At 54.7% G+C, this 13,016-nt stretch carries 10 protein-coding genes; 5 read left to right on the top strand and 5 right to left on the bottom strand.

Annotated features, from left to right (window positions below):
- Window positions 1-67 precede the first annotated feature (67 nt).
- On the top strand, window positions 68-730 hold the full coding sequence (can, locus tag AWR26_RS21125; RefSeq protein ID WP_043954972.1) for a carbonate dehydratase: 663 nt from the start codon (window positions 68-70) through the stop codon (window positions 728-730).
- Window positions 731-758: 28 nt separating this feature from the next.
- Here the strand turns inward: can and hpt are convergent, their stop codons facing one another.
- Window positions 759-1,295 (bottom strand): hypoxanthine phosphoribosyltransferase, encoded by a 537-nt coding sequence (hpt, locus tag AWR26_RS21130; protein WP_051643997.1) that lies wholly within the window; start codon window positions 1,293-1,295, stop codon window positions 759-761.
- A 204-nt stretch (window positions 1,296-1,499) separates the two neighbouring features.
- Between hpt and AWR26_RS21135 the strand changes: the two genes are divergently transcribed.
- On the top strand, window positions 1,500-3,890 hold the full coding sequence (locus tag AWR26_RS21135; RefSeq protein ID WP_064568412.1) for a glucose/quinate/shikimate family membrane-bound PQQ-dependent dehydrogenase: 2,391 nt from the start codon (window positions 1,500-1,502) through the stop codon (window positions 3,888-3,890).
- A 166-nt stretch (window positions 3,891-4,056) separates the two neighbouring features.
- Here the strand turns inward: AWR26_RS21135 and cueO are convergent, their stop codons facing one another.
- Window positions 4,057-5,643, bottom strand: a complete 1,587-nt coding sequence (gene cueO, locus AWR26_RS21140) for a multicopper oxidase CueO (RefSeq protein WP_064568413.1) — start codon at window positions 5,641-5,643, stop codon at window positions 4,057-4,059.
- A gap of 143 nt (window positions 5,644-5,786) precedes the next feature.
- On the opposite strand from cueO, the gene AWR26_RS21145 reads away from it, so the two are divergent.
- From AWR26_RS21145 to speD, 3 genes are all read left to right on the top strand, one after another.
- Window positions 5,787-6,134, top strand: a complete 348-nt coding sequence (locus tag AWR26_RS21145) for a YacC family pilotin-like protein (protein ID WP_007373185.1) — start codon at window positions 5,787-5,789, stop codon at window positions 6,132-6,134.
- A gap of 94 nt (window positions 6,135-6,228) precedes the next feature.
- On the top strand, window positions 6,229-7,089 hold the full coding sequence (gene speE / locus AWR26_RS21150; RefSeq protein WP_007373184.1) for a polyamine aminopropyltransferase: 861 nt from the start codon (window positions 6,229-6,231) through the stop codon (window positions 7,087-7,089).
- Between the two features lie 20 nt (window positions 7,090-7,109).
- Window positions 7,110-7,904 (top strand): adenosylmethionine decarboxylase, encoded by a 795-nt coding sequence (gene speD, locus AWR26_RS21155; RefSeq protein WP_064568414.1) that lies wholly within the window; start codon window positions 7,110-7,112, stop codon window positions 7,902-7,904.
- Between the two features lie 28 nt (window positions 7,905-7,932).
- On the opposite strand, the gene yacL is transcribed toward speD, so the two are convergent.
- From yacL to AWR26_RS21170, 3 genes are all read right to left on the bottom strand, one after another.
- Window positions 7,933-8,295, bottom strand: coding sequence for a protein YacL (yacL, locus tag AWR26_RS21160; protein ID WP_043954975.1), 363 nt, complete (start codon window positions 8,293-8,295; stop codon window positions 7,933-7,935).
- Window positions 8,296-8,611: 316 nt separating this feature from the next.
- On the bottom strand, window positions 8,612-11,209 hold the full coding sequence (acnB, locus tag AWR26_RS21165) for a bifunctional aconitate hydratase 2/2-methylisocitrate dehydratase (protein WP_139227947.1): 2,598 nt from the start codon (window positions 11,207-11,209) through the stop codon (window positions 8,612-8,614).
- A gap of 272 nt (window positions 11,210-11,481) precedes the next feature.
- Window positions 11,482-12,894, bottom strand: coding sequence for a hypothetical protein (locus tag AWR26_RS21170; RefSeq protein WP_074922568.1), 1,413 nt, complete (start codon window positions 12,892-12,894; stop codon window positions 11,482-11,484).
- Window positions 12,895-13,016: the final 122 nt, after the last annotated feature.

Raw genomic sequence — 13,016 nt, forward strand, 5'->3', positions numbered from 1 at the left:
GTTTTAAAAGAGGAAGAGTTCACCTATATTAGCGCAACGCACTTACCGTTACAGGTTATCCACTTCCATGAAGGACATAGATACACTCATCAGCAATAACGCACTATGGTCAAAAATGCTGGTGGAAGAAGATCCCGGTTTTTTTGCCACGCTGGCACAAGCACAAAAACCGCGTTTCCTCTGGATTGGATGCTCCGATTCCCGCGTACCAGCCGAGCGCCTTACCGGCCTCGAACCCGGCGAACTGTTTGTTCATCGTAATGTCGCCAACCTGGTGATTCATACCGACCTGAACTGCCTCTCCGTTGTGCAGTACGCGGTGGACGTGCTGGAAGTCGAACACATCATCATCTGCGGTCACTACGGCTGCGGCGGCGTGCAGGCGGCGGTTGAAAATCCTGAACTTGGGCTTATCGATAACTGGCTGCTGCACATCCGCGATATCTGGTTTAAACATAGCTCGCTGCTCGGCGAGATACCGGCAGAGAGCCGCTTCGATACCCTGTGCGAGCTGAACGTCATGGAACAGGTTTACAACCTGGGCCATTCAACAATCATGCGATCCGCCTGGAAACGCGGCCAGAAAGTGACGATTCACGGCTGGGCCTACGGCATTCACGACGGCCTGCTGCGCAATCTGGAAGTGAGCGCAACCAACCGCGAATCGCTGGAGCAGCGTTATCGCCAGGGCGTCTCCAACCTCAGTAAGAAGCACAACAACCACAAATAATCACTCGGGGCCAGCGGCCCCGATTTTTTTATTCGTCCAGCAGAACCACTTTGCCGACATACGGCAGATGACGGTAGCGCTGCGCGTAGTCAATCCCGTAGCCCACCACAAACTCGTCCGGAATAGCAAAACCGACAAACTCCACCGGCACGTCCACTTCGCGGCGGGAAGGTTTATCCAGCAGCGTACAGATCGCCAGCGATTTCGGTTCGCGCAGGCTAAGAATTTCACGTACTTTCGACAGCGTGTTACCGGAATCAATAATATCTTCGACGATCAACACATCTTTGCCGCGAATATCTTCGTCAAGATCCTTCAGGATTTTCACGTCACGCGTGGTGGACATACCGCTGCCATAGCTGGAGGCGGTCATAAAATCGACTTCGTGAGAAACCTGCACTTCACGGCATAAATCCGCCATGAACATAAATGATCCGCGCAGCAGGCCAACCAGCACCATTTCGCTGCCGCTATCTTTGTAACGCTCAGTGATTTGACGACCCAGTTCAGCGATACGCGCTTTGATCTCCGCTTCCGGGATCATCACTTCCACAGTGTGTTTCATTTTACTAACCATTTGATTTAAAGAGTAAATCACTCAATCACTGGCGATTGCCTGACGAATTGAGAATTAAGACGCAAAGTATACCAGCAAATTGATTTTCATTGGCTATCGAACAAGAAAGCTCATTTTGTGATGACGATCACATTTGTTAATGACTATAATTATCTGCTATCAAAAAATTAACAACTTAGATGAGTGTCTTTTATGGCGGAAACAAAAACTCAACAACCGCGGCTTCTGATTACGCTGACAACACTGTTTGCAGCGCTTTGCGGGCTGTATCTGTTAATCGGGGGAGCCTGGCTTGTTGCCATTGGTGGCTCCTGGTATTACCCGATCGCCGGTCTGGTGATGCTGGGTGTCACCTGGTTACTGTGGAAAGGTAAGCGTGCTGCGCTGTGGCTGTATGCCGCGCTGCTGCTTGCCACCATGATCTGGGGCGTGTGGGAAGTCGGCTTCGATTTCTGGGCGCTGGCGCCGCGAAGCGATATCCTCGTCTTCTTTGGCATCTGGCTGATTCTCCCCTTCGTCTGGCGGCGACTGGTTATCCCATCCGGCGGCGCCGTCGCAGGACTGGTGGTGGCCCTGCTGATTAGCGGCGGGATCCTCACCTGGGCGGGCTTTAACGACCCGCAAGAAGTAAATGGCACTCTGAGCGCCGATTCAACCCCTGCCGCACCTATTTCTCAGGTAGCGGATGGCGACTGGCCGGCCTATGGCCGCAACCAGGAAGGCCAACGTTACTCGCCGCTGAAACAGATTAACGCCGACAACGTGAAGAACCTGAAGGAAGCCTGGGTATTCCGCACGGGCGATCTGAAGCTGCCAACCGATCCGGGCGAACTGACCAATGAAGTGACGCCCATTAAAGTCGGCGACACGCTTTATCTGTGTACTGCGCACCAGCGTCTGTTTGCCGTTGATGCCGCAACCGGTAAAGAGAAGTGGCATTTCGATCCGCAACTGAATGCCAATCAATCCTTCCAGCATGTCACTTGCCGCGGCGTTTCTTTCCATGAAGCGCGCGCCGATAATGCCAGCCCGGACGTGGTTGCCGATTGCCCGCGCCGTATTATCCTGCCGGTGAACGATGGCCGTCTGTTTGCCATCAACGCGGATAACGGTAAGCTGTGCGAAACCTTTGCTAACAAAGGTATCCTGAATCTGCAAACCAACATGCCGGACACCACGCCTGGCCTGTATGAGCCGACCTCGCCGCCGATCATCACGGATAAAACTATCGTGATTGCCGGTTCGGTGACCGATAACTTCTCAACCCGTGAAACCTCTGGCGTTATCCGTGGTTTCGATGTCAACACCGGTAAACTGCTGTGGGCATTCGATCCGGGCGCGAAAGATCCGAACGCGATTCCGTCGGACGAACATACCTTTACCTTTAACTCGCCGAACTCCTGGGCACCTGCGGCCTATGACGCGAAACTGGATTTAGTCTATCTGCCGATGGGCGTTACCACGCCGGATATCTGGGGCGGTAACCGCACGCCGGAGCAGGAACGCTATGCCAGTTCAATCGTGGCGCTGAATGCCAGCACCGGCAAACTGGTGTGGAGCTACCAGACGGTTCACCACGATCTGTGGGATATGGATATGCCGTCGCAGCCAACGCTGGCGGATATTACCGTTAATGGCAAAACCGTTCCGGTCATCTACGCGCCGGCGAAAACTGGTAACATCTTCGTGCTGGATCGTACCAACGGCAAGTTGGTTGTTCCGGCGCCGGAAAAACCGGTACCGCAAGGCGCAGCGAAAGGTGATTACGTCAGCAAAACCCAGCCTTTCTCTGACCTGAGTTTCCGTCCGAAGCAAAACCTGAGCGGCGCGGACATGTGGGGCGCCACCATGTTCGACCAACTGGTGTGTCGCGTGATGTTCCAGAAACTGCGCTATGAAGGCATCTTCACTCCGCCGTCTGAGCAGGGCACGCTGGTCTTCCCGGGTAACCTGGGTATGTTCGAATGGGGCGGCATCTCTGTCGATCCCGATCGTCAGGTAGCGATTGCTAACCCGATGGCGCTGCCGTTTGTGTCGAAGCTGATCCCGCGCGGCCCTGGTAACCCGATGGAACCGCCTAAGGATGCAAAAGGCACCGGTACGGAATCAGGGATTCAGCCGCAGTATGGTGTGCCGTTTGGCGTAACGCTGAACCCGTTCCTGTCACCGTTTGGTCTGCCGTGTAAACAACCGGCGTGGGGTTACATTTCCGCTCTGGATCTGAAAACCAACCAGGTGGTATGGAAAAAACGTATTGGTACGCCGCAGGACAGCATGCCGTTCCCGATGCCGGTTCCTGTACCGTTCAATATGGGTATGCCGATGCTGGGTGGCCCGATCTCCACCGCAGGTAACGTGCTGTTTATTGCCGCAACCGCAGATAACTACCTGCGCGCATACAATATGAGCAACGGTGAGAAACTGTGGCAAGGCCGGTTACCGGCAGGTGGCCAGGCAACACCGATGACCTATGAAGTGAATGGCAAGCAGTATGTTGTCATTTCCGCAGGCGGTCACGGCTCGTTCGGTACGAAGATGGGCGACTATATCGTGGCCTATGCGCTGCCGGACGATGCAAAGTAAATAAAAATGCCGGATGAGATGACGCATCCGGCATGCTGATGGTAGAAAGCCCGGTAGGCTAAACGCTTCCGGGCTTTTTTGCCGAATGGCACTACCGCTTATCCGGCCTGCAGATCGCGTAAGCCTGGTAAGCATCTCGCCACCGGGCGTTTGACGGTAGGCGTTTTTACACTGTAAACCCTAACATCATGCCGGTATCTTCATGCTCCAGCAGATGGCAGTGCGCCATATAAGCGTGCTCTTTCGGCGCATCATGCTGAAAACGGACTAACACTTCACTGCGCGCACCATAGACATTAACCGTATCTTTCCAGCCTGCACGATGTGCGGCCGGTGGTTTGCCGTTCTCCGATAAAATACGGAACTGAGTGCCGTGAATATGGAAGGGGTGCAACATCATGTCGCCCTCGCCGGAAATCACCCAGCGCTCGTACTCCCCTTTTTTTGCCGCGAAAGCGGGCGTGTTCATATCGAAAGCTTTACCGTTGATGCGGTTGGCATTGTGGAAATCAAACCCCTGCGCGCCATGATTCATCTGCCCATGGTCCATATCCATCATCTTACCGTGATCCATGTTCATCATCTGGCCATGTCCCATTTGCCCGTTCCCCATCATCATCCCGGCCATCGCGCTATCGCCATACTTCTTCTGCAACGCCTGCATGCCCATCATGTCGAGCATCGGATCCATCGATAGCTGCAGCGTCCGCTGCGTTAAGCCTGTCAGCGCAGGTAAACCCGGCACCGGGGCCAGCGAATCCGGCAAAGTACCCGAAGCGGCGATCTGTAGCGGTTGAATATGTAATACCGGATGCGGCTTATCGAACGGTGCGACCGTCATTCCCATCTGCTGCACCGGCAGCGTCACGATATCAAAGGGTTTGCCATCGCGCGTATCCACCAGCACTTCAAAACGCTCGCCCATCAACATCGGCAGTTCACTCACTTTCACCGGTTCACTTAATAAACCACCATCGCTCGCCACCACATACAGTGGGCGCTTATCGCTGGTCGAGAAGTTCAGCGAACGCGCATTACACCCATTCAGCAAGCGCAGGCGCAGCCAGCCGCGCGGAGCGGCATGTTGCGGGTTGATTGCGCCATTGGTCAGCAGCGTATCGCCGAACCAACCGACCGCGGCGCTCATCACATCCAGCTGATAATCGATCTGCCCCTGCGCGGTAAACCTTTTGTCCTGCACGATAACCGGCACATCATCAATGCCCCACTGCGTCGGTAGCCGCAACTGGCGAATAGCGTCATCTTCTATCAGCACCAGTCCCGCCAGCCCCATCGCAACCTGACGGCCGGTTTTGCCATGCTGATGCGGATGGAACCAGCAGGTCGCGGCCTGCTGCGTGGGTGTAAAGGTCACTGAGCGACTGCCGCCCGCTTTGATGATGCCCTGCGGCCCGCCGTCAACGTCGCCAGGCACTTCCACCCCGTGCCAGTGAACGGTCGTCTCTTCCGCAAGGGTGTTACGAATATCAATCGTCACCTTCTGTCCCTGACGCAGTTGTAACGCTGGCCCTAACAGTGCGCCGTTATACCCCCAGGTGGCGGCTTTGTTCGTGCCAAATAGCGTTTCTCCTGATTGCACCGTCAGCGCGATACGTCCTTGCGCATCGGCACTAAGTAGCGGGGGAATAGGTAGCGCCGGGCGTTCCGCGGCAAACAGTGGGCGGCTCCACAGCGGTAAGGCGCTTAGCACGCCCAGCGTGGCGGAATATTTCAAAAAATCTCGACGTTGCATGGCATTTCCTTATCTGGTGCAGACGATAATTTGAGCTTAAACCTTTCCCCTGCCGGAAGGTCAAGAAAAGAGGTAATAATAAATATCGTCGCCTTATGCGGACTGTGCTAACGTTTAAATTCCGTTACGCCGTGGTAGAAATAATGAAGACGTTTTTCAGAACAGTACTCCTTGGCAGCCTGCTGGCTGTCTCCGTGAACAGTTATGCGCTAAGCGAATCCGAAGCCGAAGACATGGCCGATCTCACGGCGGTGTTCGTCTTTCTGAAAAATGACTGCGGTTATAACAATTTACCCAACGGGCAGATCCGCCGTGCGCTGGTATTTTTCGCCCAGCAAAACCAGTGGGATCTCAGCAACTATGATGCATGGGACATGAAGTCGCTTGGCGAAGATAGCTACCGCGATTTAAGCGGCATTGGCATTCCCACCGCCAAAAAATGCAAAGCGCTGGCCCGCGACTCCTTAAGCCTGCTCGCCTACGTGAAGTAAGCTGTCGCCATGGTTAAACTCTGACCGTGCAACCACGAGCAGAGTTAGCTATTATGTTGCGCCCGTTTTACGGGCGTTAACAAAGGAGCAACCAATGGCCGACAACACGATGTGGCAAGAAACGCTGCATGACCATTTTGGTCAGTACTTTGCCGTGGACAAAGTGCTTTATCACGAAAAGACCGATCACCAGGATCTGATCATTTTCGAGAACGCCGCCTTTGGCCGCGTAATGGCGCTGGATGGCGTGGTACAAACCACCGAACGCGACGAATTTATCTACCACGAAATGATGACCCATGTTCCGCTGCTGGCGCACGGCCACGCAAAACATGTGTTGATCATCGGCGGCGGCGACGGCGCAATGCTGCGTGAAGTCACCCGCCACAAAAACATCGAAACCATCACCATGGTAGAAATCGACGCGGGCGTCGTCTCTTTCTGTCGCCAGTACCTGCCGAAGCACAATGCGGGCGCGTACGACGATCCGCGGTTCCATCTGGTGATCGATGACGGCGTCAACTTTGTTAATCAGACCGACAAGACGTTCGACGTGATCATTTCCGACTGTACCGATCCTATTGGTCCCGGCGAGAGCCTGTTCACCTCAGCGTTCTACGAAGGCTGCAAACGTTGCCTGAATGCTGGCGGGATCTTTGTCGCGCAAAACGGCGTCAGTTTCCTGCAACAAGATGAAGCCGTCGGCAGTCATCGTAAGCTGAGCCACTATTTTAGCGACGTCAGCTTTTACCAGGCCGCAGTACCGACCTATTACGGCGGTATTATGACCTTCGCCTGGGCCACGGATAACGAGGTACTGCGCCATCTTTCGACCGAGATCATCGCCGCCCGTTTCCACAATGCCGCACTCACCTGCCGTTACTACAATCCGGCGATTCATACCGCAGCATTCGCTCTGCCACAATATCTGCAAGACGCGTTGTCTGCACAGTGACTCTAAGGAGGTGATAAAAATTGAAAAAGCTTAAACTACATGGCTTTAACAACCTGACCAAAAGCCTGAGTTTTTGTATCTACGACATCTGCTACGCCAAAACCGCAGAAGAGCGTGACGGCTATATTGCCTACATTGATGAACTCTATAATGCCAACCGTTTGACCGAAATCCTGACGGAAACCTGTAACATCATCGGTGCCAATATCCTGAATATTGCCCGTCAGGATTACGAACCGCAGGGCGCAAGCGTCACCATTCTGGTGAGCGAAGAACCGGTCGATCCTCACTTGATCGACAAAACAGAGCACCCCGGCCCGCTGCCGGAAGCGGTAGTGGCGCATCTGGATAAGAGCCACATCTGCGTACATACCTACCCGGAAAGCCACCCGGAAGGCGGTTTGTGTACGTTCCGCGCCGACATTGAAGTATCCACCTGCGGCGTAATTTCACCGCTGAAAGCGCTGAATTACCTGATCCACCAGCTTGAGTCCGATATTGTCACCGTCGATTATCGGGTTCGCGGCTTCACGCGTGACGTAAACGGCATGAAGCACTTTATCGATCACGAGATTAATTCGATTCAGAACTTTATGTCTGATGACATGAAATCACTGTATGACATGGTGGATGTTAACGTTTATCAGGAAAACATTTTCCATACCAAAATGTTGCTGAAGGAGTTCGACCTGAAGCACTACATGTTCCATACCAGGCCGGAAGAGCTGACCCCCGAAGAGCGTAAAGAGATCACCGAAGCGCTGTGGAAAGAGATGCGCGAGATCTACTACGGCCGAAATATCCCGGCCGTGTAACGCGCGAAGGGAGCAAGGACGCTCCCGGTTAGCGTTGTTTCAGGAACTGACGGTAGGCAGCGACCACCTGCAAAAAGTCTTCCACACCGCACAGTGAGAGGCTCTCTTCATCGTAGTAGCTCATCCCCTCTTCTATCTCATCGCCGGAAAACTCCAGTTGGTTGGCACGAACCATCACTTCCTCGCCATCCAACCACAGCGTATATTCATGCCCGGCGCGCTGCCAGGATCGCTCGCTGCCTTTCACCGTTTTTGCCGCCTGCTCAACTTCGTCCAGCAGGGCCAGGTTCTCTTTTACCTCTTCATTGAACCAGTGCCCGACTGCTTCGTGCCCCATCGACATGCGCACCTTAACGGTTCCGGTGACATCGCGCAGAAATTCGTAATCCATAGTTGCTTCCTCTTGCAGGCCTGATAACCGCCTATGCAGTAATTATCGCAGCACAATACAAGAAAAACAGCGCAACAACCGGAAGCGTTGCAAAATATCCATCTGCCTGCGCAGAAATCACCCGTCGGCCTTCGACACCCGATGCTCAATCGGTTTGAGCCGGGCAAATATCGTCTCACGCACCCGCTAAATGCGGCACGTAAGTAGCCTGGTTTTTTATGGAAACAGCAGGGTTTGAAAAACTTTGCTGCGCTTAAACGAAACGTATTGCGCAGTGGAGGCAGAAAAAAAGCCACCCCGAAGGGTGGCTTGTCGGTCAGACGGCGGTCTGGAAAATCACGCCGTCGGCTTTTTCGGTGTACTGATTAAGCTGGTCGAAGTTCAGATAACGGTAGGTATCGACCGCCGTCTTATCAACCTGAGCAATATAGGTCTGATACTCTTCCGGCGTCGGCAGTTTACCGATCAGCGCGGCAACCGCTGCCAGTTCTGCAGAGGCCAGGTAGACGTTTGCACCAGTACCTAAACGGTTCGGGAAGTTACGCGTCGAGGTCGAAACCACCGTTGCGCCATCGGCCACACGCGCCTGGTTACCCATGCACAGGGAACAGCCCGGGATCTCAATACGCGCGCCGCTCTTACCGAACACGCTGTAGTAGCCCTCTTCCGTCAGTTGCGCAGCGTCCATACGGGTTGGCGGTGCCACCCACAGACGGGTCGGCAGCTGGCCTTTGTGGCTGTCCAGCAGCTTACCGGCGGCGCGGAAGTGACCGATATTGGTCATGCACGAACCGATGAACACTTCATCGATGCTGGCACCCTGCACGTCAGACAGCAGACGTGCATCATCCGGATCGTTCGGCGCACAGAGGATCGGCTCTTTGATTTCCGCCAGATCGATGTCGATCACCGCCGCATATTCTGCGTCAGCATCGGCTTCCAGCAGTTGCGGATCCGACAGCCATTTTTCCATACCCTGGACACGACGCTCCAGCGTACGACGGTCGCCGTAGCCTTCTGCAATCATCCACTTCAGCAGCACGATATTGGAGTTCAGGTACTCGATGATCGGCTCTTTGTTCAGCTTGATGGTGCAACCGGCAGCGGAACGTTCAGCGGAAGCATCGGTAAGCTCAAACGCCTGCTCAACTTTCAGATCCGGCAGACCTTCGATCTCCAGAATGCGGCCGGAGAAGATGTTTTTCTTGCCTTTCTTCTCAACGGTCAGCAGACCCTGTTTAATGGCATACAGCGGGATAGCATGCACCAGATCGCGCAGCGTGATGCCCGGCTGCATTTTGCCTTTAAAGCGCACCAGCACTGATTCCGGCATATCCAGCGGCATAACGCCGGTCGCGGCGGCAAACGCCACCAGGCCGGAACCCGCCGGGAAAGAGATGCCGATCGGGAAACGGGTGTGGGAGTCACCGCCGGTGCCGACCGTATCCGGCAGCAGCATGCGGTTCAGCCAGGAGTGGATGACGCCATCGCCCGGACGCAGGGAAACACCGCCACGGTTCATAATGAAGTCCGGCAGCGTATGGTGCGTGGTGACGTCAACCGGCTTCGGATAAGCAGCGGTATGGCAGAAGGACTGCATCACCAGATCGGAAGAGAAGCCCAGGCACGCCAGATCTTTCAGTTCATCACGGGTCATCGGGCCGGTGGTGTCCTGGGAGCCGACAGAGGTCATTTTCGGTTCGCAATAAGCACCCGGACGGACACCCGCAACGCCGCATGCGCGACCCACCATTTTCTGCGCCAGCGAATAACCGCGGTTACTTTCTGCCACATCTTTTGCCTGACGGAATACGTCGCTGTGCGGCAGACCCAGCGCTTCACGCGCTTTGGTGGTCAGGCCGCGGCCGATAATCAGCGGAATACGGCCACCGGCGCGCACTTCGTCGATCAGCACATCGGTTTTCAGTTCAAAGCTGGCCAGCAGTTCGCCGGTTTCGTGGTTGCGCACTTCACCTTTGAACGGGTAAACGTCAATCACGTCGCCCATGTTCAGGCTGCTGACATCCACTTCGATCGGCAGCGCACCGGCATCTTCCATGGTATTGAAGAAGATTGGCGCGATTTTGCCGCCCAGCACCAGGCCGCCGCCGCGTTTGTTCGGCACGAACGGAATATCGTCGCCCATAAACCACAGCACAGAGTTGGTGGCGGATTTACGTGAAGAACCGGTACCCACAACGTCGCCAACGTACGCCAGCGGGAAACCTTTCTGTTGCAGGGCTTCGATCTGTTTGATCGGGCCAACGGCACCCGGTTGATCAGGTTCAATGCCTTCGCGGGCGTTTTTCAGCATCGCCAGCGCGTGCAGCGGGATATCCGGGCGCGACCAGGCATCCGGTGCCGGAGAGAGATCGTCGGTGTTGGTTTCGCCCGTCACTTTGAAGACGGTGACGGTAATTTTTTCCGCCAGCGCCGGACGGCTCAGGAACCACTCGGCATCGGCCCAGGATTGCATCACCTGCTTCGCATATGCGTTGCCCGCTTTGGCTTTCTCTTCCACATCGTAGAAGTTATCGAACATCAGCAGTGTATGGGACAGCGCTTTGGCAGCAATCGGCGCCAGTTTGTCGTTATCCAGCGCATCAATCAGCGGATGGATGTTGTAACCGCCCTGCATGGTACCCAGCAGTTCGATGGCTTTTTCAGGGGTAACCAGCGGGGAGGTGGCTTCGCCTTTGGCGACAGCGGCAAGGAAACCCGCTTTGACATAGGCGGCTTCATCAACGCCCGGCGGGACACGGTTGGTCAGCAGATCAATCAGGAATTCTTCTTCGCCAGCAGGCGGGCTTTTCAGCAGCTCGACAAGGCCTGCCATCTGGGTTGCATCTAATGGTTTTGGCGCAATCCCCTCAGCGGCACGTTCAGCTACGTGCTTACGGTATTCTTCTAGCACGACGGTTCTCCTCGCTCTCATTGTCATAATGCGGCAGGCGTTTCTCTTCACGCTCCTGTGAGACAGCAGTTTGTAGGGTAAATCCGCGAACCGCGTCGGGCAGCATAGCAGGATTTTCAGGGGGTGTTAATCTGTTTACAAAAAAGCAACATTAAATACTTGCTGAATCGTTAAGGGCGGAATAATGCAGGCTAGAGACGGTTTTAACGAAACAGAATCGACGCTAAAAACCATGAAAAACGGCTCCGCAGAGCCGTTTTGTGATGACAGAGTTATGCGGATTTCAGCAGCGAAAGCACGTTACTGCGCGCGTACTGCAATGGCGTGACCGTCTGATCCACCAGCTCGCCGCGCACATATTTTTTCACCGTTTCACGGTTGTTCACTTGTTCGTTGTGACCAACCGACCCCAGCATCCCACGGCTGTTGTAATTCAGCGTGGTTGTACTCTCTTCATCATTTTCCAGCAGATGATAGGTGTAGTTCTGCGACGACTTCATCTTATTCAGCGCCAGCGGAATCGAAGGATCGAGCGCTTCATGCCAGGCCGCGCTAATGTGGCTGCGCGTGGTCTGTTTCACGCTTTTTGAACCGTCGCTGAGCACGTTTTCTGTCGTCGACTGGGAGGCCTGATAAGAGAAACGATCTTTCTCATCATCGCGCGCCGGGTTAATTGATTTCTCAGTCTGTGTCAGCGACAGTGAGAAATCGTTCAGCCCGCTCAGTTGCGACCGGCCGCTGTTATCAACGCGAATATCCGCACCAACCGTAATCGCGGTACGCTCCGCGCTGGCGGTGGTGTTTAACGCACGGAACACCGACTTCAGCGCTTCCATCTGATCGCGATCGCCGTGCCCGGTCGAGCGCGCCTTGTCAAACTTAGTATCGTAGGCGCTTAACGTGGCCTGCTGCTGAGCGTAGTCGCCAGCCAATGCTGGATTCGACAGGTCGCTGCTCACTTTCAGCGAGAAATCCTTATCCTGATAGGCGACATAGCGGTCGGTGGTGCTGGCATGGAAATTCAGCGACTGTACCGAAGCATCATCAGTGCGAACATCCGTTTTTAAATCCACGGATTTCAGCACGCTGCTGTCAAAGTTGGTTAGCCCGGAAATATCGATTTTCGGCGGATTTTGCCCCAGTCCGCTTAGCGCTTTCTCAAGCGATGTGCCCAGGTTTGCGACAGCCGCGGCTTCATCATCATTCAGCGCTTCACCGTCGGTTTTTAACTCCACCACCACGCCATCCTCTTTCTGCGTCATGTTAAGGTGCAAGGTGGAACCCGACTGCGTCACAATATCCAGCGAAACCGCAGATTGCTGGCCCGCCGCTCCCGCCGTCGCGCTGGTAACGGCGTGGGTGACATCGGTACGACTCTCTTTCAGATTACTCAGCAGCGTGCTGCCAATACTGCCTAAAGAGGACAACGAGTTACTGCCGACAGCGGCCTGCAATAACCCCTTCATCACGGCATCCTGGGGTGAAGTCGCGCTGAGTTTTTTCGGTGACAGGCTGTAGACCGCTGCAATATCAGACGTCTGGCTGCCAAACATCACTTTTGTCGAAGAGGGTGCTTCGGCAGGCGTGGCAGCGCGGGTAGTTGTGCGCACCGTGGTGCTCGCCAGGGAAGTTGACGCCACTCTCATTGCTGATGAAAGCGATGACAGGTTAAGTCCGGTGATCATGACGATGAAACTCCTTATCTCGCCGGGAATGGCTATAGGCATTACTATCGGCAAAATCTGCGTAATATTTACCCCCCTGGCAGTGAAAAACGCGGTTACCTGGTAAAATTGGCGTAAAAAAA

It is taken from the genome of Kosakonia oryzae (assembly GCF_001658025.2).
Classification (GTDB): domain Bacteria; phylum Pseudomonadota; class Gammaproteobacteria; order Enterobacterales; family Enterobacteriaceae; genus Kosakonia; species Kosakonia oryzae.